The sequence below is a fragment of the Afipia sp. Root123D2 genome (genome assembly GCF_001425835.1).
Classification (GTDB): Bacteria; Pseudomonadota; Alphaproteobacteria; order Rhizobiales; family Xanthobacteraceae; genus Afipia.
Genome location: NZ_LMDP01000002.1, coordinates 795434 through 821349, shown reverse-complemented (window position 1 = coordinate 821349; position 25916 = coordinate 795434). Strand labels below are relative to the sequence as shown.

The 25916-nt window shown below is 57.7% G+C and carries 24 protein-coding genes and 1 tRNA gene; 12 read left to right on the top strand and 13 right to left on the bottom strand.

Translation table 11 applies throughout. The annotated features are described in order from the left end of the window. Positions 1-65: 65 nt before the first annotated feature. Both ASC80_RS13015 and ASC80_RS13010 read right to left on the bottom strand, forming a co-directional pair. The gene (locus tag ASC80_RS13015) at positions 66-269 is read right to left on the bottom strand and encodes a hypothetical protein (protein WP_056297637.1); all 204 of its coding nucleotides are present in this window, start codon (positions 267-269) and stop codon (positions 66-68) included. Positions 270-457: 188 nt separating this feature from the next. Then, positions 458-676 (bottom strand): hypothetical protein, encoded by a 219-nt coding sequence (locus ASC80_RS13010; RefSeq protein ID WP_056297634.1) that lies wholly within the window; start codon positions 674-676, stop codon positions 458-460. A 307-nt stretch (positions 677-983) separates the two neighbouring features. Between ASC80_RS13010 and ASC80_RS13005 the strand changes: the two genes are divergently transcribed. Both ASC80_RS13005 and ASC80_RS13000 read left to right on the top strand, forming a co-directional pair. Then, positions 984-1274 carry a hypothetical protein gene (locus ASC80_RS13005; protein ID WP_056297631.1) on the top strand — a complete coding sequence of 97 codons (291 nt, stop codon included), beginning with the start codon at positions 984-986 and terminating at the stop codon, positions 1272-1274. A gap of 121 nt (positions 1275-1395) precedes the next feature. Next, a complete protein-coding gene (locus tag ASC80_RS13000) occupies positions 1396-1854 on the top strand; it encodes a hypothetical protein (protein ID WP_056297628.1) in 459 nt (152 codons plus the stop codon). A gap of 56 nt (positions 1855-1910) precedes the next feature. On the opposite strand, the gene rpoH is transcribed toward ASC80_RS13000, so the two are convergent. Both rpoH and ASC80_RS12990 read right to left on the bottom strand, forming a co-directional pair. Further along, positions 1911-2804 (bottom strand): RNA polymerase sigma factor RpoH, encoded by an 894-nt coding sequence (gene rpoH / locus ASC80_RS12995; protein ID WP_056297626.1) that lies wholly within the window; start codon positions 2802-2804, stop codon positions 1911-1913. Between the two features lie 218 nt (positions 2805-3022). Next, positions 3023-4048, bottom strand: a complete 1026-nt coding sequence (locus tag ASC80_RS12990; protein ID WP_056297623.1) for an RluA family pseudouridine synthase — start codon at positions 4046-4048, stop codon at positions 3023-3025. Here ASC80_RS12990 and ASC80_RS12985 point away from each other — a divergent pair. The 3 genes from ASC80_RS12985 to ASC80_RS12975 all read left to right on the top strand — a co-directional run bounded on the left by ASC80_RS12985 (position 4047) and on the right by ASC80_RS12975 (position 6531). Next, entirely contained in the window at positions 4047-4379 is a 333-nt protein-coding gene (locus ASC80_RS12985) for a hypothetical protein (RefSeq protein WP_056297620.1), read from the top strand. The two genes, ASC80_RS12990 and ASC80_RS12985, sit on opposite strands and share 2 nt — an antisense overlap. 160 nt (positions 4380-4539) lie before the next feature. Further along, positions 4540-4614, top strand: a tRNA-Glu gene (locus ASC80_RS12980). Between the two features lie 96 nt (positions 4615-4710). Further along, positions 4711-6531, top strand: a complete 1821-nt coding sequence (locus ASC80_RS12975) for a site-specific integrase (protein ID WP_156464387.1) — start codon at positions 4711-4713, stop codon at positions 6529-6531. A gap of 15 nt (positions 6532-6546) precedes the next feature. On the opposite strand, the gene ASC80_RS12970 is transcribed toward ASC80_RS12975, so the two are convergent. Then, positions 6547-7587 carry a hypothetical protein gene (locus ASC80_RS12970; RefSeq protein ID WP_162244589.1) on the bottom strand — a complete coding sequence of 347 codons (1041 nt, stop codon included), beginning with the start codon at positions 7585-7587 and terminating at the stop codon, positions 6547-6549. Between ASC80_RS12970 and ASC80_RS23155 the strand changes: the two genes are divergently transcribed. Next, positions 7510-7746, top strand: coding sequence for a helix-turn-helix domain-containing protein (locus ASC80_RS23155; RefSeq protein WP_082512566.1), 237 nt, complete (start codon positions 7510-7512; stop codon positions 7744-7746). The two genes, ASC80_RS12970 and ASC80_RS23155, sit on opposite strands and share 78 nt — an antisense overlap. 320 nt (positions 7747-8066) lie before the next feature. On the opposite strand, the gene ASC80_RS12965 is transcribed toward ASC80_RS23155, so the two are convergent. The 3 genes from ASC80_RS12965 to ASC80_RS12950 form a co-directional block, all read right to left on the bottom strand. Next, positions 8067-9359 carry a hypothetical protein gene (locus tag ASC80_RS12965; protein WP_156464385.1) on the bottom strand — a complete coding sequence of 431 codons (1293 nt, stop codon included), beginning with the start codon at positions 9357-9359 and terminating at the stop codon, positions 8067-8069. A gap of 826 nt (positions 9360-10185) precedes the next feature. Then, positions 10186-10692, bottom strand: a complete 507-nt coding sequence (locus ASC80_RS12955; protein WP_056297611.1) for a hypothetical protein — start codon at positions 10690-10692, stop codon at positions 10186-10188. 93 nt (positions 10693-10785) lie between these two features. Continuing rightward, positions 10786-11472, bottom strand: coding sequence for a recombinase family protein (locus tag ASC80_RS12950; RefSeq protein WP_056297606.1), 687 nt, complete (start codon positions 11470-11472; stop codon positions 10786-10788). Between the two features lie 902 nt (positions 11473-12374). On the opposite strand from ASC80_RS12950, the gene ASC80_RS12945 reads away from it, so the two are divergent. Further along, complete coding sequence (locus tag ASC80_RS12945) at positions 12375-14402, top strand: ATP-binding protein (protein WP_156464384.1); 2028 nt, start codon at positions 12375-12377, stop codon at positions 14400-14402. Between the two features lie 146 nt (positions 14403-14548). After that, positions 14549-15523: a DUF4238 domain-containing protein gene (locus ASC80_RS12940; protein ID WP_056297602.1), complete on the top strand. Its 975-nt coding sequence runs from the start codon at positions 14549-14551 to the stop codon at positions 15521-15523. 51 nt (positions 15524-15574) lie between these two features. Here the strand turns inward: ASC80_RS12940 and ASC80_RS12935 are convergent, their stop codons facing one another. Together ASC80_RS12935 and ASC80_RS12930 are read right to left on the bottom strand one after the other, a co-directional pair. After that, positions 15575-18475 (bottom strand): DNA methyltransferase, encoded by a 2901-nt coding sequence (locus ASC80_RS12935; protein WP_056297601.1) that lies wholly within the window; start codon positions 18473-18475, stop codon positions 15575-15577. Positions 18476-18847: 372 nt separating this feature from the next. Continuing rightward, entirely contained in the window at positions 18848-19732 is an 885-nt protein-coding gene (locus ASC80_RS12930; protein ID WP_056297598.1) for an MBL fold metallo-hydrolase, read from the bottom strand. A 95-nt stretch (positions 19733-19827) separates the two neighbouring features. On the opposite strand from ASC80_RS12930, the gene ASC80_RS12925 reads away from it, so the two are divergent. The 4 genes from ASC80_RS12925 (at position 19828) to ASC80_RS12910 (ending at position 22794) form a co-directional block, all read left to right on the top strand. After that, positions 19828-20178 carry an ArsR/SmtB family transcription factor gene (locus ASC80_RS12925; protein WP_056297597.1) on the top strand — a complete coding sequence of 117 codons (351 nt, stop codon included), beginning with the start codon at positions 19828-19830 and terminating at the stop codon, positions 20176-20178. Positions 20179-20180: 2 nt separating this feature from the next. Next, positions 20181-20729 (top strand): rhodanese family protein, encoded by a 549-nt coding sequence (locus ASC80_RS12920; protein ID WP_056297594.1) that lies wholly within the window; start codon positions 20181-20183, stop codon positions 20727-20729. Positions 20730-20746: 17 nt separating this feature from the next. After that, entirely contained in the window at positions 20747-21526 is a 780-nt protein-coding gene (locus ASC80_RS12915; RefSeq protein WP_056297592.1) for a sulfite exporter TauE/SafE family protein, read from the top strand. Positions 21527-21954: 428 nt separating this feature from the next. Further along, a complete protein-coding gene (locus ASC80_RS12910) occupies positions 21955-22794 on the top strand; it encodes a hypothetical protein (protein ID WP_056297589.1) in 840 nt (279 codons plus the stop codon). Between the two features lie 508 nt (positions 22795-23302). Here the strand turns inward: ASC80_RS12910 and ASC80_RS12900 are convergent. The 3 genes from ASC80_RS12900 to ASC80_RS12890 form a co-directional block, all read right to left on the bottom strand. After that, positions 23303-23503: a cold-shock protein gene (locus ASC80_RS12900; protein WP_056297584.1), complete on the bottom strand. Its 201-nt coding sequence runs from the start codon at positions 23501-23503 to the stop codon at positions 23303-23305. 106 nt (positions 23504-23609) lie between these two features. After that, positions 23610-25379, bottom strand: a complete 1770-nt coding sequence (locus ASC80_RS12895; RefSeq protein WP_056297581.1) for an adenylate/guanylate cyclase domain-containing protein — start codon at positions 25377-25379, stop codon at positions 23610-23612. Between the two features lie 174 nt (positions 25380-25553). Beyond that, a complete protein-coding gene (locus tag ASC80_RS12890) occupies positions 25554-25799 on the bottom strand; it encodes a hypothetical protein (protein ID WP_056297580.1) in 246 nt (81 codons plus the stop codon). Positions 25800-25916 lie beyond the last annotated feature (117 nt).

The following is a 25916-nucleotide window of genomic DNA, read 5'->3' as shown; positions in this document are numbered from 1 at the left end:
GACGAAGACGCGTCAAAAGCCTGGAGCTTCGCTTCTGATTCATCAGAACGAAAAGCCCTAAAGCTCTAGTGAACGCGGTTGGCGCTGCCGCTGTGTGAAAAGCCGCTGGCTTCGGCGGCGTAGAGCGACGACAACTCCGCTTCGAGAAATTCGTTGGCTGCGATCAGCGCCTTCAGCGCGCCGCGCAGATCGCCGCCGCACATCGCGATGGCCTCGTCGACCGCGCTCTCGTAGCTGTCGACCGCGTTCTTGATGGATGCCTGGAACATTTTATCTGACCTTTGTGGTTCTGGTGCAGTTTGATGTCCTGCGACACTGGGGCCCAATCGTGAATCCGTGCTTACCGTTCCGGTCACGACGTGGAATGTCCCCGCAATCCACAGACCCGACATCGCTTTTCTTTCATGAAAAAGCCGGCTCGCGGTAGAGCCGGCCTGGAACAGTCCGGGTGGCTGCGTCACGCCGCCGGGGTTTCGCCCTCGTGCACGGCGATCGACACCAGCATATGCGCATCGGTCACGCCATCGGCAGCGCGGCGCACGATCGACTCGGCCATCTTCGCCTTGGTCGCGGGCGTGCGATTTTCCTCGGCGATCTGTTCGACGGCGATGTCGAGAATTTTTCTCAGCGTGTCGACGACCTCTGCATCGAATCGTTGCGGTGGACGATTGGCCATATGTCTCTCCCTCTCGTGGTGTGCATGCAAGGTAGAGATCAATTTGGGCCGATGTGAGTCAGCGGCTGCGCCGCGCGCGTGTATACGCTGTTGTGATGCTGGAAAGGTTCAAGTCACATTTGTTTCACGGTGAATCCGCGTGCGCGAATCTTGATGAGTCGCGTGTTGAGCGCCCCACATGTTGTGGGCATGTTTGACAATCGCCGCATTGCGGCGCAGCGTTTCACATCGTTGTCAAAAACCGCGGTGCCGCGCGCTTTTCTCATCACGCCGATGTGCGCGCATGACGGAAATTAAGGAGCTCACGATGGCCGATATACCCGCGACGGAATCCGATCCCAGCTTTCTGCCGATCGAAGGCACGATGGATGCGCCAATCATTTTCTTCGAGGTCTGCCCGACCTTCGGCAACAATGGCGGGCTGGTGAATCTCATGCTCGCCACCGGGCTGATCGAAGCTGCGCCGCACGGCAAGGTCGCGAGCCGCGTCAAGGCGGTGGCGCATCTGCGCATGACCGCCGCCGCAGCAGCGAACCTGCGCGACACGCTCGATCGCGCGCTGGCGATGGGCGCGAAGCCGGAAGGGATGGTGAATTGAGAGTGGTGCTGCGGCACAGCCCACGGGACGGCAGTCCGCCGTTTACAGACCTCCGACGGCCGGGCTAGCGTGCTGCGTCACATGACAACGCGGATGTCCGCGTCCAAAGCATGGGTGTCTAATGCGTGCGATGTCCACGATCTCGTCGTTCGGAACGGCGGCACTGTTCCTGATGTTCGCCGATCCGGTGGCCGCGCAGGAGACTTCGCCCGGCAAGCCGTTCCTGGAGAAGAACGCGTTCTATCTCTCCTCGGCCGGTTTTCGCCCGAAGTTCGCCAACGATGCCGCGGGGCAAAAGGCGCTGCGCGCGATGCCGGCACATCGCTTCGTGATCCACACCGTCGACGGCAAGACGCGCTATCTGTATGCCGATCCGAAGGGCTGTGTGTGCATTTTCGTCGGCAGCAAGGACAACTACGAATCCTATCGCTCGATCGTGGCGCAACCGCTGGGGCCGGCACCGGACGATGTTGCCGCCGACTACAAGACCAACGCGCAGACGATGCTCAACGACCCGCTCGGCAGCGGCTCGATCTACGAGCCCGATACGCTCGCGGACTATCTGCAGGACTATTACTGAGCGCACAAAAAAGCCGGCGCGAACGCCGGCTTTCGTTGTCTGTAATGCGCGAGAGGTTACGCCGCGACGCGGGCCGCTTCCTGCCGTGCGACGGTGGACTTCACCGCCGCCTGCACTTTCTCGAACGCGCGGACCTCGATCTGCCGCACGCGCTCGCGCGACACGCCGAATTCGGCGGCGAGGTCTTCCAGCGTCATTGGATCTTCCGCCAGACGCCGCGCCTCGAAGATACGGCGTTCGCGCGGGTTGAGCACGCCCATCGCGCCGTTCAGCGCGGTGCGGCGATGATCGAACTCCTCGCTTTCGGCCATGATGGCTTCCTGGTTGGGCGAGGTATCGACCAGCCAGTCCTGCCATTCGCCGGGCTCGCCGTCGTCGCGGATCGGCGCGTTGAGCGAGGCGTCGCCGCCGAGGCGGCGGTTCATGTCGACCACGTCGCGCTCGGTCACGCCGAGGCGCTTGGCGATCAGCTTGACCTGATCGTCGGTCATGTCGCCTTCTTCCAGCGCCGAGATCTTGCTCTTGGCCTTGCGCAGGTTGAAGAACAGCTTCTTCTGGTTCGCGGTGGTGCCCATTTTCACAAGCGACCACGAACGCAGGATATATTCCTGGATCGAGGCCTTGATCCACCACATCGCGTAGGTCGCAAGGCGGAAGCCCTTCTCCGGTTCGAAGCGTTTGACGGCCTGCATCAGGCCGACATTGCCCTCGGAGACGACTTCGGAAATCGGCAGGCCATAGCCGCGATAGCCCATGGCGATCTTGGCCACGAGACGCAGATGGCTAGTCACGAGCCGGTGGGCCGCATCGCGGTCGTCATGCTCACGCCAACGCTTGGCGAGCATGTACTCCTCCTGCGGCTCCAGCATCGGGAATTTGCGGATTTCGGAAAGGTAATGGGAAAGGCCGGATTCGCCATTCAGAACCGGCAAGGTAGCTGCACGGGCCATGGTTGCGCCCTCCAGTTGTTCAGGCCCCCGATAGCGGCGGGCCAGGCAGGCTGCTGCTTTGTCAAAGCCAGCGGAGCTGCGAAGTTCCACGCGGGGACATCTCCAGCGCAGATGCAGCATACACCCAACGAGAGCGAAAATGGAAGAACAAACCGGGGTCACGAACCCGTGACGCGGGTTAAATGTCTGTAACCATGCGGCTTTTTAGCACACCTCCATTAGTCTGTACTACGGAGGGCACCCTCGAGGAGAAGCAAATCCTCCGGAAGTCCGGTCTGCCACTCCATTATTTCTCCCGTGGTCGGGTGCTCCAGTACCAGCAAATAAGCATGGAGGGCTTGCCTACCAAGAGCGGCCAGCGCGGCCTTCGCTTCGGGTGCGAGATGATTCGCTTTGGTCTTAAAGCCCGAGCCGTAGACCTCGTCACCCATCAGGGGATGACCAGCATGAGCGAGGTGGACGCGGATCTGGTGGGTGCGTCCGGTCTCGAGCTGGCAGGCGAGCAGGGCGGCGACCGGCTTGCCGTCATCGCCGTTGAACGCCTCGATCGTGTCCCAGTGGGTGATGGCCTCGCGGCCTCCCTGGCGCACCGCCATTTTCTCGCGGGCGTGGGGATGGCGGTCGATCGGCTGATCGATGGTGCCGCGCGGGCGATTGGGCACGCCCCAGACGAATGCCATGTAGCCACGCCGCATCTCGCCGGTGCGGCCGTGATCAGCGAACTGCGCCGTCAGCGATTGATGGGCGCGGTCGTTCTTCGCCACCACCATCAGGCCGGTGGTGTCCTTGTCGAGGCGGTGGACGATGCCCGGACGCCTGACCCCGCCGATGCCGGAAAGGCTTGCGCCGCAATGGGCAATCAGCGCGTTGACCAGCGTGCCGGTCTCGTGGCCGGCGGCGGGATGCACCACGAGGCCTTTCGGCTTGTTGAGGACGACGATGTCGTCATCCTCATAAACGATGTCGAGCGGGATGTTCTCGCCTTCGGGTTCGGCGGGCGCGGCCGGCGGAACGTCGATGGTGATCCCATCGCCGGCGGCGACGTGATGGGCGGGATCACGGACGACAGCGGCCTTGGCCGTGACGCGGCCGTCGAGGATCAAGGCCTTGATGCGGGTGCGCGACAGGTCCGGACAATGGGCCGCGAGCACGCGATCGAGCCGCGGCGAACCTTCGTCGCCGGTGGCGGTGACCTTGTGACGCTCGCTTCCCTCTTCGGGCGTCTCTGTGTAAGAGCCTTGCATGACCGAATCCGTGACGCCCGAACCAACCCCCGAGCAGGCCGCGATGATCGCGCGCGTGCGCCGGCTGATGCTGATTGCCGGCCTGACCACGGTGCTGGGGGTGGCCGCGGTGCTGATCGCCGTGGGCTACCGTCTTTTCCACGCCAAGGAAAGCGCCCCGACCGGGGATCTGGCCGCCAGCCTGCCCAAGGGCGCGCGGATCGTGGCCACCGGCGTCGCCTCGGACCGGATCGTGGTGACGGTGGATGTCGGCGGGGTCACCGAAATCCACACCTACGACGCCCGCTCGTTCAAGCCTTTGGGAACCCTGAGATTCACCACGGCGCCCTGAAGGTTTTGCGCGGTTACCAGGTTCCTGCTGCGCGGATGCGGTTTTCGCTGTGTGAGACGCAGGTGCGGGGCGGCTCACCTGACCGGCCCCCCGCGATGACGCCACCGGACCTTCGATACTTGCCCTCGCCGCCGTTCGAGGCTATTGCCTGCGGTGTGCAGCTCCCTTCGTCTAGCGGTTAGGACGCGGCCCTCTCAAGGCTGAAACAGGGGTTCGATTCCCCTAGGGAGCGCCAAAGATTTCTAAGCCATTGAAAAGCTGAAAACTCTAAGTAATCATGAGCTTAGAGGGCCGCCTGCTACACAATCGTAGCCCACAAAGGTGGTCCACAATGGCGGCTTTGAGTTACATGCAGCGGCGTGCGTCCGGCACCTACGAGTTTCGAAAGCGGCTACCCGAAGCGCTGGCCGGGAAGCCCGTGCCTGCTCACATGCGCGAGGCTTTCCCTGATCTCATCAACCCGAAAACGCATTGCTTCAAGCGTGAACTTGTCCGCTCGCTCTCTACGAAGGATGTGAAGGAAGCAAAGCGACGCGACCATCAGGAGGCCTTGAAGGCGTCCGAGTTGTTCGATGCTGCCATGACTGCTCTTGCGCCTCCTTACGTCGCGGCGGAGCCGGTGGTTCTCGACTTCAAGCAACTGGGCGATGAAGTTTTTGCGGAGCTCCTCGCGGACGATGAAGCCGAGCGGACGGAAGGTGATGACCGACGGCATCTTCAAACGCCTGAGGAGCGGGCTCAATGGCCAGACCTCGTGGACGTGCCGCCAAGCTCTCAGATGGGAATGTCTCCCGATCATGCTCACGCCTACGGTGAATTGCTGCCGGTGTTTGAGAATGAATTTCGAGCGGCCTACGCGCGGCGCGATCCGCGAATTGTCTACCCTGAAACCAACATCGCCCTGAAAGCGCGGGGCTTCTTCCTAAGCAAATCCTCACCGGAGTTTCAGAAGGCCGCATTGGTGGTCCTTGAGGCTCATGTGCGGGCCTATGATGCGATGAGGAAGCGCCAGCGTGGCGAGATCATTCCGACACCGGTTGTGGTGGCTGCCCAGTCTAGTGACGAACTGGGGCCTAAGCTCTCCGAGGCACTGGCCTCATGGGCTGCGGGTGGTTCGGCTCACAATGCCAAGAAGCCGAATACCAATACGGTAACTGAAGCCGAGCAAGCCGTCCGTTATTTCAAGGAGCTTCACGGCGATCTCCGGCTCGGAGCGATAACCCGTGAGAAGGCTCGCGAGTTTCGTGATGCCGTTGCCAAGGTGCCTGCTTCATTACCGCGTGATCTGCGCAGGCTCGCCTTGCCGGAGTTGCTGAAACGAGACCTCTCCAAGTTCAAGCCACGGATGGCCACCACCGTGAATAAAATCGTTCAGGTGCTTGGCGGAATTATTTCGCGGGCTGAACGTGAAGGCTTCCTCGATAAGGTGCCGGGCTTTGTGAATCCCTTTGGCAAAGCCATCAGGTTTTCCGTTGATGCACATCAGGCGCGGCGCAAGCACTTCGAGAAGGCGGACCTCAAGGCCATCTTTACGTCGCCAGTGTATGCGGAGAACGAGCGACCAGCCGGTGGCGGTGGTGAGGCGGCCTTCTGGTTTCCGCTCATCGGACTGTTGTCCGGGATGCGCCTCGATGAAATAGCGCAGTTGCGGATATGTGATCTTCGGCAGGACGAGGACACCAAGCGATGGTTCTTCGACATTGACCGGACTGGCGGGCGCTCCACCAAGACCGCCTCATCTATCCGCCATGTGCCGCTCCACCGAGAATTGAAGCGAGTTGGCTTGCTGAAGTACAGGGAGGCGTTGCTTAAGGGCGGTGCTGGCTTGGAGAGCCCGTTGTGGCCGGAGGTAGAGGCCGAGGGCGAGCGGACAAGGTCATCGGCTTGGTCAAAATGGTTTGGCCGCTATCTGCGCTCGACGTGCAGCGTGACGGATAGCACCAAGGTCTTTCACTCCTTTAGACACACCTTCAAGCGGATGACCCGGGATGCGAACATCTCCGAAGAAATGCATGATGCTCTAACAGGTCATAGCGGCGGGGGCGTAGGACGTTCATATGGCAAGGGCTTTTCGCTGAAGCCACTCGCGAAGGCGATGGATGATGTAAAGTCCCCGATAGAGTTGTCGAGAATAACATGGCGGGCAATTTGAGTGGTTACATCTCACTCAATGCCGAGGTGCATTTTCCTTTTTGAATGCCTCCCTTTCGCGCCGAATAGCCAGCATGTCGGATGAAACTCGGTCCGACCAAGGTAGGTATTTGCCAAGGGCTTCTGACATTTTCTCGATAGGCATATCTTTAACGTTCTCAATGGGGGGTGTAATTGGAGTCGATCCTACGCCCTCCTGAAAGAAGGAAAGGGATGACCAGAGAGACTCAACGGCGTCACGATGGTCTTCCGTCTCAGCGTTAACCCACATGGATTTGAATATTTCGATCATCTGTTCCTTGCTCACTGGCAGCCAGGATGAATCGATAATTTCACCAGAATGTTTGATTATGAGGTTTGTATAAGTATCCAATATTTGAGGAATATTTTCGCGGAGCCGATCTACCTCGGATTGCGGAATAATTCTGGCCTCCTGAGCGGGTTGCGACTTGGCGTTCTGGCCGGTACTCAAGCGGTATTGGGCCGCGTTTGCTTCATCAATCTGATACTGCCATCCGTTGATCTTCCTGACCCGCTCGTAAAAGTCGGGATCAATCATCGCTGCATCCAGCACGTTTCCAGCGTTTCCCTTTTGGTTCGCCTTGCTGATGATGAGGGCTCCTATGATGCCAACGATGAACCACCACCAATGTGACGTAAAGGACAGGTAGATACCATAAGCCGCGACACCAAGGGCTGCGAGACGCCAGAACTTATGGGCTTCTGACGCTGTGGTTGTCTTGGAGCCAAGCCGTTCGGCTGAGATTTGTGCCGCTAAGCTGTTATCAATTCCGAGATTGAGGTGACCGGACTTTCGGAGGTTCACCATCTGATCGTGAGAAAGGCTGATAGCTCGACAATCGAGAATAAGTTTAGGCATGGACTGTTCTCGCACCTGCTGAAAATGTCTGCATAGCAGATCGTAAATGAGACTCAAAGTCCGTAGACCGAAAGTCATCATCGCGGCCCTCTCGTCCGCATGGAAGATGAGACAGGCATCATCGGCGTCGTGGCGCAGACCGTGCGGAAGGCCCGCAAAGCGGCTGGTCTGTCTCAAGAAAAATTGGCGTTTGAGGCTGGGTTGGACCGTACCTACGTCAGCCAAGTCGAACGGGGTAAACGGAATGTCACCATCGTCGTGCTTGCCCGCTTGGCGTCCGCTCTGAAGACAACACCTGATCGGCTGCTGGTGCCTCCAAGGCGATCCCGTAGCTGATCCCGCCCGGTGTCGCCGGATAACTTACGCGGATGAGTCGGTTGCTATTAAGGCTCACCCTCTGACCTTTGGGTGAAGATCATCCCGCTCATTCTTTCTAAGCCGGTGCTTCTCCTTAAAGGACTCCTTGGAGAAGCCTTTGAGGGTTACCACTGATCCCTTCTCATCGCGATGCTCTTTAAGGTGTCCGTGATGCTCTCGCTCCTGGGGATTCCTTGAAGGGAGCGATGATGTGATCGCCCCGACCACCATCCTCTCTTGAGGGCGGGGGCTTTAAGCTAGCCCTCCGAGATGTCCCCGCTAAGCCTATATGAGGGTCGTTATTTGTAGAGTGTTTTCAATTTGATAGGCAGCGACTGACCCAATATTTCAGCCGAAGCGGACGCCATTTCCCGAGCCGCAATATCTGCTTTTGATCTCTGAACCATCAGCCCGTCGTGCATGCACATAGCGGGCACATGCAGGTCCATCAGCCGGGATAAGGACCGCACCATGACTTGTGATTCCCGGAACATCAAACGCAGGCCTATCCCGCTTTCGAAGACATGACGAATGGCGGGAAAAGCAGAGAGGATGGCCTCCCGTATTTCCTTGCCGGTGATCCCACGGGGAAGCAGCGGTTTTGCATCGGACGGAATCCGGATAAGCGGCGTATCCCTGAAAAACATAGAGTTGATGATTTTCTTCAGTCCTGCTCGGTATTGCTGTCCGTCGATACCGGGAACGTTCGCATACAAATCACCATCAGAGGCTATCACTCCCGCTTCAATATGAGCGAGACGCAAGAAGGCCGCCGAGAAGTCCAGGTCTGCGACGGGCTCATTTCTGATCCTAATGTGGGAGCGGCGATCACTCGAAAGGCCTTGCCACCATCCGTTGAACAACCGGCCACCAAGATCAAAGTTAGGCTTATCGTCGGCGTGGTTAAGCTTAAAATATCTCACAAGGTCACGATGACTCGTCAGCACGGGAGGCCCATCGTCATCCAAGAAGTTGAATTTAGCGGTGCCAAGAAATTTATTGAGCCGCGTCATCTCCTCCCGAAACCGTCTTGTCTCATCGGTATCTTCATAGTCGATTGGCTCGACCGACCGCGTTTGGGTTGAATAATCCCGCGTGGTGACGCTCAGGTTTATTGTCTCAATTCCGTGCTCCCATGCGAAATGCTCAGATGCGAGGCGGAATCTCTTGAGGTCTGCCAACAGATGGTCGGACGGAACGTAGGAGCTTGTCACGCCCCGTCTATCGGATTTACGCAGTTCGATGAGGCCGCCTTCGGATAAAACTTCGAGGAGCTTTGGCAGAATTGCAAAGCCGGAGCGATCATAGCGGGTCAGCTTTCTTTTCGAGGCCCGCAGACTGACCGCGATAATCGGCAAGTCATCTCCCATCGCAACAGCATAAGCGACATTGGCAAGGATGGCTCTCGTGACAATCTCGACGTTTTTCTTGTCATAAGTTCTCAGCTTTCGCTGCCGCGGCCTGATACTCGAATAGGCGCCTGCGACGTTCTGAGCGATAGTGCGAACATACTTGCGGTCAGTCACCAGCCAAGGATCAAACTTCCGGAAGCTCCCTGATTCCAGCATGTCGGCACGTTCAAAGTCTGACACCCTTGTTTCTCCAACCAGATATGGCGCGAAAGTGCGCCCTCGCGTCGAACTCAAAGGGGCTCCTAGCTGATTTGAGGAGCCCCAAGCGAGTTTACAAAAGATGCTGAGGAATAGGCGCGGCTCCAAAGGCCGCCTGCTTGGCCTCCAGAATTGTGTCTAGATGTATCAGGGCGGAATCGCAGGCATCCTCTACCAACTTCCCTAAACACCGCACGAATAGGCCCGCCGAGCGCGGATAACGGTCATACCGTCCGTGAGGGCCATAGACAGCGTGGTAACCCGAACAGCCTCGCAGACGTAGGCATCGTTTGCCTAACTGCATGAGTCTAAACTCGCCCGGTGTTCCCATCGGTCGGATCGGATCGTCCTTTACGATAGCCGACACGGCCAAAGCCAAGACCAGCAACCGCCGAACGGAAACGCCACCTCGCTTCATCCTGGCGAGCACTGATTTGGCTTTCTGCTCCGGCCGCAGCATAGGATAGTCCGCAACACGATGGACGGGGCCAGCCTCTTCCAACAATACTTCCAGGCCTAGTTCAGCATGAGCAATATAGCGGTCATCAGGGATCGTCTTGAGGTATCGCTCAACGGATAGACGATAGGGACGAAACTGAGTCGCCGTATAGGTTGCTTTGACGAAATCTCCATGTCTATTTTTGTGACGAACACAACGATCACAGTGAATGACTGACGCGCCTTTACCCGCTCTTGCCTGCGATGGACGGCCACAACCGAGAATGGGGCAGATTGCGAAGGCGTAAGGATTCGGCGTTGAGATGCGTTGCAGAAACGCCCGAGTGTTTTTGTTCGGAGACATTGCTGCTTATTCCTTGTCCTTGCGAGCAAGATACTCTTCGAGTGTCTCTTCGTCCTTGCTCCATGGATTTTCATCAGGCTCGCCCGGTGGCGGAACATAGGGCGCCTGTTTTTTCCTGCCTGTGCGTTTCTCTTGAATCTCATTCTTCAGTGCAGTAAGGCCGTCCTTGTCGTTGCGCGTAAAGGCTGGCCGCTCAATCCCCTTTTCATCGAAGAGTTTTTTCAGCGCCTTCCATTCGCTGCTGTACTTCTTTTTGCCTGCGAAGTCCGTGGCGACCCAGTTGTCATACCATCTCTCTTCAAACGGCCTTGTAAGCGTGTTCCTCGGGGACCTGACCTCAACGGATTCGTATTGCTGGCATTTCTGGAGCAGAGTTTGCAGAAGACACACGAGTGTTGGTTCTTCGTTTTCTTTGCTGCTGAAGACCTGAATGGGGCCGCCGTCGAGACGAAACGCAACCACCGTATTCCTGAAGAGCTTCGGTTGAGTGCTGGTAGCCAATTCCAAAAGCATCAAATAATCCCTTTCTTATAACCCCCTATTTTTCACCATATAAAAGAAATAAGGCGCAATATTGGAGGGTCATAAGATACTATTATATAATATTTACAATGACTTAGCTAATTTTATTAAAGAAATAACCTGCGAAGATGACCAGGTTTTGTGCCGGGGCGTCGGTATGCGCCGCTCATTCAGGGCTAAGGCGACCTGCCGGGCGGAAACGATGCCGTTTGCGGCGAGCTCGTTCAACAGTGGGACCAAGTCTTTGGCGCGGATCAATGCTCGGCTTGATTGTGTTGCGCGGCCTTGTGCCTGGGCTTCACGAGTCGCCCTGCCGCCACGGTCCCCACCAAGTTTCTTTCCTCGTGCTTTCGCGGCAGCCAATGCAGCTTTTGTCCGCGCGGAAATCATTCCGGCCTCAAGCTCAGCCACCGCAGCCATTTGCTGAAGCATGAAACGACCAGTCGGGCCGTCCAGCGTGGGCAGGTCTGCGAACCTCACCGTCACGCCTGCATCGAGAAGAGTAGAGAGAAAGCTCACCGATCTTGTAAGCCTATCGACCTTTGCGACAACCAGCGGCATGTGGCGCAAGCGGGCTGTGGCGAGAGCCCGTTGCAGTTGTAGCCTGTCGCATCGTCGTCCGCTTTCGATCTCCGTGTATTCCGCGAAGATGATGCCTTCAGAACCCAGAAATCGTTTGACCGCCTCTCGCTGTGCTGCGAGGCCTAGTCCTGATTTCCCCTGACGATTTGTGGAGACCCTGTAATAGGCAATGTATTCTAGTCTATTCATTGCATTATCCTCCGTGAAGCAACGGTACCATCGAGCGTTGCTACGGATTCTACGGAGCGCGGACTCGCGTGCCAATGCGCCGTCAACGAGTCAAATTGACTCACATCGATAGAATGAAAGCTCAGCGACAGTTTCGCATGGTGTCCTTAATTTGATACGGCCGGGGGGGGAATCTCGCAGCCGCTGCCCCGAGATCACGTCTCGCATGTGTGACCCCTCGTAAAATTTCTCCGGTATCGGCCTAGCGATTTGGCATAGCCCATGGCGCGTGGAAATCAATGATTACGGAAAATCGCCTTGTTCACGCCAAGCGCCCGAAAACATTTTGTTCAGTTCTATGAACTTCGAGAGGGATTTCAGAACACCAACCGGGCTGAACTCATCTCGCCGATGCGGTGACGCAGGATGCTATCACCGCTGAGTTGAACTCCTGATAGGCAAGTGACAGCGCGGGGCGGCGGCCGGTGGCATGCGTGATCGGCGGCGAGTTTGATGCGGCTGAGGGGTATGGGTGCCTAGGTGCTTGCCGACGGGCATCTGCGAGGCGGGGAAGGGGGAAAGGCGCTGCGCAGCCACACGAGCCCATGTCTCGCGGGTATGACCCTGAATTAATCGCTGGTCGATTGTGCCTAGCGAGGAGCGCTGCCTTCGGACCGGAAAGTTCGCCGATTACTCCTCATCGTGGGACCCATCTGCTTCCTAGCTGGCTTCTGCCTCAAGCTGTGGAATGACCGCTGAAGCGCCTGCCAGTTCTCCCTCGGCTTAGCCGAAAGCGGCCCTAGCGTGTCCTGACAGCTACGAACTCCCCTTCACACGGGCCTTTTGGTGTATAAAGCCACCGTTTCAACCGACAGCAATTCGCCTTATCCTTTTTTCCTTCAGTGATTCTCGCGAGTCTTTTTATGTTGTGGACCAACCTCAGAAATCAGGTCCGGCAGACACCGCTCCCGAAGTGGAAGCCGCTCATTCCGCTCTTCGAAGCGGTCATGAACTCGTTTCAGGCCATCCGGGACGCCAAGCGGCCGACCAAGGACAGCTTTATCAGGATCACCATCGAGCGTGATGCCGTCCTCTTGGAGGAAGAGTTCGGCCCTATCCGGTCGTTTACCATTACGGACAACGGCATCGGTTTGAACGACGAGAACTTCGACTCATTCAATACGGCCTTTTCGGACCACAAGCTCACCCGCGGCGGCAAGGGCCTCGGCCGATTCACGTGGCTTAAGGCGTTCGACAGGGTCGAGATCGACAGCACCTTCAAGGAGAATGGTGAAGCCGCCCAGCGCCGGATGTTTACGTTTGACGAGGACTATGAACTTGAAAAGGAAGGCCTGCCCCAACCGGCTCCTGGTCGCGGCACCGGGACAACGATAGGGCTCGTAAACTTGCGCGAGCCGTACAAAAGCACGTGTCCGCGCACGACCGACCAGATAATACAGAAGCTCATCGAGCACTTCCTGCTCATTTTCCTTGAGGACGATTGCCCGCGAGTGACCGTCACCGATCAAGGGCTCGTACATTCGGTCAACGAGGTATTCGACAAGGAGTTTCGCGCGACCGCTGCAGCCCATGAATTCCAAATCAAGGGCATGCCCTTCACGCTGCACGGCTTCCGGCTCACGACCCCGAAGCTGTCCAGGCACAAGCTCGTTTACTCCGCTAATCAGCGTGGCGTGGTCAGCGATAAGCTCGAAGCATTCGTTCCTAATCTCAATACGCGACTCATCGACCGAGACGGCAATTCGTTCGTCTATCTCGGCATCGTGCAGAGTCCATACCTGACCCAGCACGTGAACCCAGCTCGTACCGACTTCGATTTTGCCTCGGGCGAAGATGCCGAAGTGGACCAGACATCTCTCTTCGATGACGAGATCAAGCGTGCAGAGATTCGAAACGAGTCGCTCAAGTATATCGAGGCTGACCTGCGTGAATCAATCGCGAGCATCAACGAGGTGAAAGAAGAGAAGCTGCGTGCCTACGTAAAATCAGACGCACCCCAATACAAGATACTCATGAAGTACACGCCGGAGTTCATCGACAAGATATCTCCCAACGCCACTAAGCCTGACTTGGAAACAGCGCTTCACCGCGAGCTGTATCAGCGGGAAGTGAAGATGAAGGCTGAGGGGTCGCGCATAATTAAAGAGGCTGAGAAGGTCGATGACTACGACGCCTATCATAAGCGCCTCTCCGCATTCATGGAGGACTACAACGAGTTGGGTACATCTGCGCTCGCTCAATATATTATGCACCGTCGCATAATTCTGGAGTTCCTTGAGCGCGCTATTTCACTTGGCGAGGGCGACAAGAAATACCCTCTTGAGAAGGTCGTGCATCAGCTTGTGTTTCCGATGCGCTCAACGTCTGAAGACATCCCCTACCACGAGCAGAATCTGTGGATGGTGGACGAGCGCCTCACCTACCACACGTTCCTCGCTTCCGATAAGCAGCTCCGCTCGCTTGAAAACCCCGAGAACGACTCGCAGAAGCGCCCCGACCTCTTCATTTATGACCAGAAGCTTGTCTATGGCGAAGGCGATCACCCCATCAACTCCATCACGATATTGGAATTCAAGCGCCCCGAACGTGACGACTATTCCCAGGACGACAACCCCGTTATTCAATCTCTTGAACTTGTCGACTCTATCCGCTCAGGGGAGTTCAAAGACGCGAAGGGCCGCCGCATATCTGTGGCAAATGAGAAGATTCCTGCATTCTGCTACGTAATCTCAGACATCACGCCGACACTAAAGCGCGTGCTTAAAACAATCGACGCGACGCCGACGCCCGACAATCAGGGATACTACGGCTTCCATAAGACCTACTCTGCTTACTACGAAGTGATTGACTATAATAAGTTGCTCGGTGACGCAAAGAAGCGGAACCGTATCTTCTTCGACAAGCTGAATGTCCTCAATACGAACACCTGAGACGCATCATCAATGCGATAACTTGAGAAGGTGCCGTAGCCTGTTCCTCTGACAAAAGGGATATCTATGCGGCGTTCTCAATTGGTTATCCTTACATTGCATCATGCTCATATGGTGCCACAGAAAGTGCGACGGGGGGCGCGGACATGGGGAAAACTCGCAACAGGCCCGTAAAACAGCACTATGTGCCGCAATGCTACTTGCGCCAGTTCGCCAACAAAAAGGGCAACGCACATCAGATTTCAGTATTCGACCGGAAGCTTGAGAAGTCTTTTAAGAATAACGTTAAAGACGTTGGCTGCCAGAACTACTTCAATCGCATCTATCTGGACGGTATGGACCCCGACGCGCTTGAAAGCGCAATGGGAGACTTTGAGACCGGTCTTGCTGAAGCGCTCGTTCGTATCAATGAGGCCCGCAATTTGGAGAACGAGGACGACCGCTCATACCTCCTCACTCTTATCGGGCTTACGGCGCTGCGAAACCCTGACATGCGCAAGAATATTCGCGGCATCGCCGACGGGCTCGGTCGAATGCACATTGCCGCTCGGCTTCAAAGTCAGGCGACATACGACGCTAGCGTTGCGGAAGCGAAAGTAGAGGGTGCTCTGCCCGAAAATTACGATGTCACTTTTGAGGAAATGCGAACGGCCTTCGAAGGCGGCAGCTTCAAGATCGCACTCGATAGCAATGCAGTCATCAGCGTTGAATTACAATTGCTCGACCACACCATACCGCTCTTGCACAAACGCGGCTGGCATCTATTGCGTGCACCCGAGGGCTCTGGCGGCTTTATTACATCTGACCGACCATTCTATCTCTACTGGCAAGACCCTGCCATACGGAACGGCCCAATGGCACCTGGCCTCGCCATGATGGGGACCGATATCTACTTTCCGATCTCTCCCACACTCGCCGTCGTCGGCGCATTCAACGTTGGAAATACCGTGGAGGATGCAACCGAGGAGACTGTAGCCGTCTGTAACAGCACAATGCCCGATGGAGCCGACCGGCAAGTCTACTCGGCTGACCATAAATTCAAGTATGTGCGAACACGCGAGGAGACGCCACGCACTGGCGGTCAGCTTATTTCCGACAAGCGGTTCTTGCGAAAGATCTGACTTCGAAAAAATAAACGGCTGCTAACGGCGCGGTCGAATGCTGGTGACTTGCTACGGCATACGAAGGCAATCGTCTGAACGCAGGCTAGTGTCGGACGCAAATGCCTCCGGTAAGCCGGGGCCAACGATTGGCTGACCTTTCTCTTCGAGTGCCGCCAGAGACTGGTTCAAGTCAAACAAGAATTTCAAAGGATCAGCTTTTGCCGCCATGCCATAGGCTTTGCGCGTTGCCGCATCAAGCGCTTCCTGTGCATCGTCGAGCGGATGATCACCGGGTAGTTCTGCGGAGCGATAAAGATCGCGTAACGATAAATTATGCTTTTCACAAAGTTTGCGCCGCGCCTGCCTCAGCTTTCGCGCAGCAGAGGCCACAGCCTTGACTGCTTCTATCTTCGGTGATTGCGGCCAGGGAAAACTATCGAACACGGAATTTGACGTGTAACGATATCTTTCCGTCAGCGTCGAACATCGCTCGGTAAACCAGATCCAGTGAATCGACGATTGAAGAATACCAAAGGTGTAATCGTCGTCACGCGGAAATACGACAAGGGCTGCGTTAGGATGGATGTCGCTGGAAATAAATTCAAAGATAGGTCTTTTAGTAACTTGCCCACAAGCGATGTAGCGATCCACCTTATTGATGGACGCCATCAGATCGGCGCGGCGATATGACATACGCCACCATTGCTTCAGAAAATTTTCATGATGCCGGTTGACCCTTGCTGAGGGATTCGTCTTCAAGGCTTCAGAGTTGCGATGGTTTTCCTCAGCCGCCTTGGCTTTTCTTTGCGGAAGAACCGTTTTCTCAATGCGTTCGTACACCTTCGCATATTTCTGTGCGGACAAGAGGTCCAAGTCGCCAAAATCAATTACATATCGATCAGGCAATCCATCCTTCGACGAGAATAGTGTATTAGCAATCAAGAATGGAAAAACAACATCTCGGTACTTGGGCTCAGATTGAAACAGAGCAGACGCCTCTTCTGGTTTGAGAAGAAACGCAGCGTGCCCATGGGTCTGGCCTTGCGCACAGGCGTCGCTACTTGAATTGGCCTTTATCGACTTCGCTTTAGTGACATCAAAGCCATATGAGAGTGCGGAGGAAATTACATCACGATCTTCGTGATGCCAGCCCGCCGTGGGGTCGGCGCCTTCTTGGAGATAAAGTCGCTTCTTTCCGGCCTGTTCGCCTTTGATCCAGTTCACAATCGAAACATGCACACTAGCCTCACCAGACCACGGCATGCTTGATACTGCTTCAGTGATCGTGCCTTCCTCGGAAATGATGTAGTCGAGGCCGCCCTCTCTGGAATAGTTCTGGCGGATTGTGTTCGTTCCGACGAGGCCCGCGCGTTGTCCACTCTTCAAATGATCGTGCGCAAGTCGGAGCCAATAGACACAATAATCAGCATGTCCGGGTACATCGGGGTGGCGTTCGCGAAGCTTGTGAAGGTAAGAAACGCCAAGCTCCTCTTGCATCTTGTTCTTACTCTGGAATGGTGGATTGCCGATGACCGTTTCAACTTGCGGCCATTCGGTGAAGAGCGCGTCGGCCTGCCTGATATTTGCATCTAAGTTGTCAAGCGGTAGACCATCGTAGAATCCAAATTCCATCTCATCGCGCCCGAGAGTGACCATCGCCTCGTCAAGCGCGAGCTTTTTGGCCAGCATGAGTGTTACTTTAGTCAGCTCGACGCCAAACGAATCCACGTCGAACCCAAAAAATTTCATCGGGCTGATGATGCTGGCAGTTAGTGCCTGTTTAGCGACGTTCTTCGCCGAAAAGTTTTCTTCCATGCGGGCTAGAATGCGAAGATCGAGACGCGCAAGCTCTCGGTACGCAACATAAAGGAAGTTTCCGCTTCCGCAGGCGGGATCAAGAACGCGGAAGTTCATTAGTTCTTTTCGGATTTCGACCAACTCTTGCAGTCGGGTAGCCGCGTCGATTCTTTCTGTCCACGGCTTGATGATTGTCGGTCCGATAATGCGTTGGATGTCTGCCTCAGACGTAAAATGGGCACCGAACGCATGGCGCTCCTCCTTGTCCATACTGTGCTGGAAGAGCGTTCCGAAGATGACTGGATTAACTTTGGACCAATTCTCAGTTACAGCGCCGTTTTCGCCGCCAATAATTTCCAATTCTTCTCGGTTAAGTTCCACCGGCCCGATAGATGAAAACAGGCCTCCATTGAAATAGCGAACGTCCTTGAACCTCCCCGCAGTTGCCCGCGTCGGTGAGTTCATCTGCGAAAAGAGTCCGTTGAACAGGTCATACGACGATTGATTTTTGTTGAGGCAATCGTCGATAAGGGAGCCTACTGTGTCTTTCGGCAATAGGTCGATATCCTCCGCGAACATCGCCACCATCATTTGAAGGATGAAGCGTTGTGCCTGCGGGCGTGGAATAGGTTTTGTTTTTCTTCGCGTAAGCGCCTTGAAGAGTGACGCCATGTCGTCAGCGGTTTTACGAGAGACGTCTTCGCGATCATTATTGAAGACGGGCTTCCGCTCGTTGGGGAACAGGAAGTTGAGCGCGGTATACCGTGTTGGCAGGTCCTTCAAGGCCACCATATCGACGGGATCATTAAGTTGCCGGTCGAAATCATAAATCCAGAACTCGTTGAAATTACACAGTACGACGTAACGGGGCCTGTTCGGCACGGCGTTAAGCCAATATTCAAAGGCCTGCTGGTAATGAAGATGGAGCTTCTCGCCCCCCTTTTTCATTTCAATTAGGAGACGAGGCTTCCAAACCAAATCAGCAAATGACGTGCCTTTGCCGGAGCCCTTCTTGATACGCTCCTCAAGCGTGGCGCCCGCTTCCTTGTATCCCGCGTGGCCGAACGCCTTGAAAAGCCGGTCGCAAAAAACTTGCGCCTCGCCTTTTTCGTCGCCTTTGAGCAAAGCGGAGTATGCAACGAATTCATTCAGGCTTTCGACGATCTGCGACACTCAGCTTCCCCTTTGATCCAGCGTCCTCGCCGCGCGGCAGGGGCACATCTCGCGGGTGCGTACCGAACACAAGCAAGAATCCCCGGTTGTCGTGCATTCTGATGGGCTAAGATTGAAGGAGCAAGAATATCGAAGAAGTTCGATGAAGCCCTCGACCACCATCAGTTAATCTGCTACACAGCAATAAGTTTGGTGGCCTAAAAGACTATGTCTTTCAATGACTTGATGTTCCAATTGGCGATTCCCCTAGGGAGCGCCAAGCGAAACTACCATATTGAACCGCGAGGGTCGCAGCGGCGCCAGATCGGAGCTGACGTTTGCGGTTCAAGCAATGACCGGCGCCGTGGCACAACGTGCGATCGGGTCTCGCGCCTACACGCAGTTCTGCGCGCCCCCCTTCAGCTTCACGGGGATCGTGAGGTAGCGCACCCCGTTGGCTTCGGCCGGCGGAAATTTGCCGGCGCGGATGTTCACCTGGATGGAGGGCAGCAGCAGCCTCGGCGCTGATAGTTTGGTGTCGCGCGCCTGCCGCATGGCCACGAATTCGTCTTCAGAGATACCTTCCTTGACGTGGACGTTGTTCTCGCGTTGCTCGCGCACCGTGGTCTCCCAGGCGAAAGTATCACGGCCGGGGGCCTTGTAGTCGTGACACATGAACAGCCGTGTTTCCTGCGGCAATGCAAGCAGGCGCTTGATCGACCGGTAGAGCTTGTGGGCATCGCCGCCCGGGAAGTCGGCGCGCGCCGTGCCGTAGTCGGGCATGAACAGAGTGTCGCCGACGAATACGGCATCCTCGATCTTGTAAGAAATGTCCGCCGGCGTGTGCCCCGGCGTGTAGAGAACCTCGACGTCGAGCTCCCCGATCTTGAAGCGCTCGCCGTCCCGGAACAGATGATCGAAGTCGCTGCCGTCGGTCTTCAGGTCGGTCGCGTTGAAGATCGGGCGGAAGATGCGTTGCACGTCCTTGATGTGCTCGCCGATGCCGATTTTCGCGCCGGTCTTCGCCTTGATGAAAGGCGCGCCCGACAGATGGTCGGCATGCGCATGAGTCTCCAGCACCCATTCGACAGTGTTGCCCGCCTCTTCGGCGGCTCCCAGCATCGCTTCCACGGAGCGCGTATCCACCTCGCCCGAATTGTGGTCGTAGTCGAACACCGGGTCGATGATCGCGGCCTTTTTCGTCGCCGGATCGGCCACCAGGTAGCTCACCGTGTTGGTTGGCTCGTCGAAGAATGATCGGATGATTGGTCGTGACATCTCTGGAACCTCCTGGCGCCATCGTTAAGTTTGGTCTTGACGAATATATTAGATTATCCTAATTAAGCAATATCTAAAATAAGAGGAATAGGCCGATGGCTTCCCCAACGTTCGATCCGGAAACTTTCGAGAAGCAGGCCGTCGAGGTCGCCGCGATCCTGCGGGCGCTCGCCAATGAACGCCGGTTGATGATCCTGTGCAGGCTCGTCGAATGCGGTGAAGACAACGTGGGTTCCCTCGCCGAAGCCGCGGGGCTGTCGCAATCGGCCCTGTCGCAACATCTCGCCAAAATGCGCGACGAGGGGCTCGTCACGTTCCGGAGGGAAAGCCAGATGCTCTGGTATCGCATCGCCGATTCCCGCATCGAGCAACTCTTCGCCACGCTGCACAAGCTGTTCTGCGCGCCCGCCAAAACGAAGACAAAGATAAGCCAAAGAAGGAGCTAGGAATGTCGCTACTCACTATCAATCCTACGGACGCTCGCCGTCTTCTCGACAAGGGCGCTACCCTCATCGACGTCCGCGAAGCCGACGAGCACGCGCGCGAGAAGATACCGGGTGCGCGAAACCTGCCCTTGTCGAAGCTCGACGAGGCCGATCTCACCGCACATCCGGACAGGCCGATCATCTTCCACTGCAAGAGCGGCGCCCGCACTCAAGCCAACGCGCCGCGGCTGGCGGCGAAACTCGATGGAACCTTCGAGGTTTTCATCGTCGAAGGCGGGCTCGACGCTTGGCGCAAGGCGGGTCTGCCTGTCGCGACCGACCCGCGTCAGCCGCTTGAGCTTCAACGTCAGGTGCAGATCGGTGCCGGAATCCTTGCCTCCTTTGGCACTTTGCTCGGCCTAGTGGTGTCGCCCTGGTTCTTCGCCGTGCCAGCTTTCGTCGGTGCCGGGCTGATTACCGCCGGCGTAACCGGCTTTTGCGGCATGGCACGTGTTCTGATGCGGGCGCCCTGGAACCGCGGCGTCTACGGTGCGCCGACGCGAGCTGCGTGAATTGAGGAGTTTTCGCTATGCTGTCGCTGACCCAAGGTGTGCTCGGTGTCGCCTCCGGCTCGTTGGTCGGCTTCTCACTGGGGCTGGTCGGGGGCGGCGGCTCGATTCTGGCCGTCCCGCTCCTGATCTATCTGGTCGGGGTATCGGACCCGCATGTCGCGATTGGGACTAGCGCCATCGCCGTAGCGGCGAACGCTGCCGTCAATCTGGCGAACCATGTCCGCGCCGGTAACGTGAAGTGGCGCTGTGCTTCGGTGTTCGCGCTCGCTGGCATAGCCGGCGCTTTTCTCGGTTCTACACTCGGCAAGATCATTGATGGTCAGAAGCTACTCGCCCTGTTCGCCATAGTGATGTTGGTGGTAGGCGTCCTGATGTTGAAGGGACGCTCCGGCGAGGGCGAGCCGTCGGTCAGGCTCAACCGAGAGAATCTGCCAAAGCTTCTGGCCTTTGGGGTTGTTACAGGAACCTTGTCCGGTTTCTTCGGGATCGGCGGCGGCTTTTTGATCGTCCCGGCCCTGATCGCCGCCACCGGCATGCCGATCTTGTACGCGGTGGGTTCGTCTCTCCTGGCGGTCACCGCCTTCGGACTGGCCACGGCGACAAATTACGCACTGTCCGGCTTTGTGGATTGGTCTCTCGCCATGTTGTTCATCGTTGGCGGCGTCCTCGGTGGTCTACTCGGCGCCCGCTTCGCAACCTCGCTTGCAGGCCGCAAGGGCGCGTTGAACACCGTGTTTGCGGTGCTGATATTCGCAGTGGCGATCTACGTTCTGATCCGCAGCCTCAATCTGTTGTGACGTTTCGAACCTGGCTTGCGTCATCGGCATCTTCGGCGGCGGGGCCGCAGCGGCCATCGCATTGCTGCACACCACCGGCAACAGCATCCTCACCGTCGCGCGCTGGACCCTTCCGCTCGATCTTCGAGCGGGAGAACTATGCTTGCCGGCTAAGGCTCATCGGGGCACCGCCCCGCATCGCTCAGGTGCCGGTGGTCTTCGGGCTGTCAATCGAGCTTTTCGGCGCGGCATCGTCGTTGTTTCGGCGGGCCTCAGACTCTCGGCGCTGTTTGCGCGCCGCGTGGGTGGAAATGAGATTTCCTGAGCGCGGTGGCGGGGGGAGCCTCTCGCGAGCCTTTGGCTGGCGTGGGGTGGTAGGCGGAGGCCGGTAACGATTTGGAAAGCAATCATGGTTACCAAATCGTGAAACCTCCACGAGGATCACGCCGATGACCGATGCCAGCGCCGACCGTCCGAATGACTCGGACAAACACATCGAGCCGAATTTTTCCGGGGTGAAGGATGGCGCTCAGGGCGCGACCGCGTCCGAGGCATCCGAATCCGCTGCCGCGGCACCGTCCAGGGAGCCGTCGAAAGAAATCGTGCTGCAGCGGCTGACGCCCCATTCGTCGTGGGACGATGCAGCGCTCGGCGGGGCAAAGTCCTCCAGCGGATCGTCCGAGACCTCGTCAAGCTCGCGTCGTTATCTGTCGATGGCCGCTGTCGTTGCGCTGGCGGCAATCGTCGGCGCAGTCGGCGGATCGGCGGCGACTTTCGGTATTGCAAACTATCTGTCGGACGATGACGGCGCATCGCTCGCGCTTGCCAACCAGTATCGCGCGACCCAAAGCGCGATCGTAAAGCTCAATGGCGAGGTCGCCGCGCTGAAGAGCGGAACTGCAACACATGCCGCCAAGGTCGATGACCGTATCGGCAAGATGGACAAACTCGAAGATCGCATCGCCAAGGTCGAGAAAGCCCAGGCCGAACCGGCTGCGAAACTCGCCAGGCTGAGCGAAGCGGTCGAGAAGCTGCGCGCGTCCGAGGCGACGGGGTCCGTTGCGAAGCCCACGACGGCAGCGGCGCCGACAGTCAGCCGGCTGCCGACTGTCAGCGGTTGGACTTTGCTTGGTGTCGGCAATGGCAGCGCCACCGTCGAGGGGCGTCAGGGTGTGTTCGAGGTTTTCTCCGGCGATCCGTTGCCGGGCGTCGGCCGCGTCGATGCCATCCGCCGGCAGGACGGCCAATGGGTTGTCGTCACCAGCCGCGGCCTGATCGTCGCGCGCTGAGTATCTGGATTGGCGAAAAGCGCTTCTGCGGCGCGATCCGTGCCGCAGGGCGGTTCCAGGAAGTGAAACCAAACCACATTTTCAATGCTAAAATTCTAGCATTCGCTTGAACGTAACAGCATGATCTTCCTGCCATGGTGCCGCCTCTGATCAAGAGGAACGAGCATGTCCGGCAAACGAACGATCTCGCGAAGCAATGTGGTTAATTTTTTCGCGGCGGAGGTGAACGACGCTGCGTTCGACTATCCGGTCGCATACGACAACGACAATTGTTGTCCTCATTGCGGTGGATTGCTCGAGCCGGGTGACGATGCAGCCGACTGTTCGGGGTCTGGCGGCGCGTGGCCGTTCATTCCGTTCCCGAAGGGTTGGGGGGCTTCGTGCTAGCGCCCCCATTCCCAGGAATTTCGCCGGTTATCCCGGCTGTTGGATTAATTCCGGAAGTCACACTTGCCGGTATCGGCTTTAAGGCGAGAAGGTTCTTCTCGCCTTTCGTGTATTCGAAGCCTTAAACCTTCAGGTTCTCGGCAGAGGTCTTGCCGCGATTGGCGACCTCTTCGAACTCAACCGTCTGTCCCTCGTTGAGTGTCGAAAGTCCGGCTCTTTCAACCGCCGAAATATGCACGAACACATCCTTGCCGCCCGTTGCGGGCTGGATGAAACCATAGCCCTTGGTCGGGTTGAACCACTTCACAGTCCCTTTAGCCATCAGGTTAGTCTCCACAGAATTAAGAACGATAACAAACGGTCGGCAATCCGCGAACGGCGTTTCCAACGGCGCGCACGATACGCGGTAAGCGGATATGTGGATAGACTTAAACGACAGATAAAAGCGGCGGCGACGGCGCTGCTGCAACTGCGAAATGATCTGCCAGATCGGACAACGACGCGGCTCTGGCGACGGTGCGTATGACCAGTGGCTCCGCGCGTCCCCGGATCACGACCTCCTGGCGCGGCAGGGCATCCGGCGGCAGACCGGCGGCGGTATGGACCTCCTCGGACAGCACCACTTCGCACGCCAGGCTCTTGGTCATGTCCTGCAGGCGCGCGGTGACGTTGACCGCATCGCCGAGCGCGGTGAATACGGTGTGGTCCTCCGAGCCGATGTCGCCGACGATCACCTCGCCGCCGTGGATGCCGATGCCGAAGCGCAGCGGCTCCGGGACATCCTTACCGAGAAACGCATTGAGCTCGTCGATGAGTACCGAGATCCGGGCGGCCGCCTTGATCGCCTGACGGGCAGCGGTCTGCCGCGATGTTGCAAGGCCGAACAGCGCAAGCTGGCCATCACCGACGAACTGGTTGGGCTGGCCGCCGCATTCGACGACGGCGCGCGAGACGGCGGTCAGAAACCGGTTGATGATGAAGACCGTGTCGAACGGCAGAAGCTGCTCGGCGAGTTTGGTCGAGCCGCGCATGTCGACGAACATGCTGACGAGATAGCGTTCCTTGCCGGCATGCGCCGCGCCGATCCGGCCGGGCAGCGCCGCCTCCGCGTTGGCGGGGAAAATCTGGAAAAACGCCAGGTCGCGGAGCGGCCGCAGCTGGCAGGCGAGGCGAATGGTCGGATCGTCGCCGGCGCCGATGCGCGCGAGAACGAAAGCCTCGCGGTTCGATGGCTGCGGCAGCGGGCCGTGATCGCCGACCACACGGATGCGGCAGGTCGAGCAGCGCGCGCGGCCGCCGCAGGCACTCGAGTGCGGAATATTGTGGCGGATGCTTGCTTCGAGCACGCTAAGGCCGACCGGAACGCGCACGGTCTTGCCTTCGCCATAAGACAGCTTGATCAGGCCGCGCCGTCGCTCGCCAATGGCGCGAACCCCGCGTGCTGCAAAGGCAAGGCCGATTAACCCGAGATAACCGTACAGGCTCCAGGTGTAGATCGCATCGAGCGTCGTCTGTTGCGCGCGGGTGCCGAGCGTGGCGGCGGTGAGATTGTCGGCCCGCCACTCCGGTGCCGCGCTGGCGCGTTCCACGGCGCGGCCGCCCTGATAAAGACCGAGCAGGGCCAGGGTCGGGATCAACACCGCGGTTGCCAACAGCCATGGTGCGGCGCGCCGGAAGAACGGTTTGATCCGCAGCCAGAAATAAATCCCGATGCAGCCGTGAACCCACGACACGATCAACGTCGAGTAGAGCAGCCACATGAAGTTGCGTTGCGCGACCCATGCGCCGAAAAAGGCCTGCTCGTAGCCTTTTTTATCGATGTCGAACAGTGCAGCGGACACCCGTATGCCGATGATGTGTCCGATGATGAGGAGAGGAATGCTCAAGCCGAACACGAGCTGGGTGAGTTCGATCGTCTTCCAGCGGAATTGCCGCCGAGCATAAAGCGCCCAGAGGCCGAGGCTCATATGCAGCAACGCAGCCGTATAGAACACGGCCGTGACCGGCCAGCTTTGCCAGAAGGCCATGTGGTACTGCAGCCCGTCAGCCATGGCGCCGAGCGAAATGTTTCCCAGTGCGTGGTTGGTGAAATGGCTGAGCAGGTAGGAGAACAGGATCAGCCCGCAGATGAGGCGGATCTGACGCACGCCGATGCCGCGCGCCGATTTCGGCAGCAACGGAAAGGTGGCTTTCATCATGTCGTCATCTCGTCGAAGACCATTCAGAATCCATCGCGCGGACGATCTCCGGCAAATCAAGATGGTAGAGGACGCGCCCCGCCAGCGCCATGGTTAGCCGCCGTGATACGGACAGCAAAACCCCGGCCGCCTGAGGCGACCGGGGATTTGGTTCTCACCCAAGGGGCGAGCGGATCAGTAGCAGACGTTGAAGGTCCGCAGGCGATAGCCGTACTTGGTCAGCACGCGGCGGGTCACGTAGCAGCCGTTGTTGTAGCCGCCGGCAATGAACACCGGACCGAAACCGCGATGGCCATAGTGATGGCCCCAGCCGTGATGATGATGGCCATGCCAGCCATGGGCGGATGCGCCGCTGGGGGCGAGAGCAGCGGCGGTCAGGGACGCTGCGGCGACAAGTCCAAGAGCAAGTTTGCGATACATGGTCGTTCTCCGGGTTGTTAGCGCGAGGGTCCTGTCGACCCATCGCACATTGGTGGCGCCCGGACGCCGATAGGTTCATCGCCGGTTCGACCGGCCGCAAAATAAACGCAGAAGCGG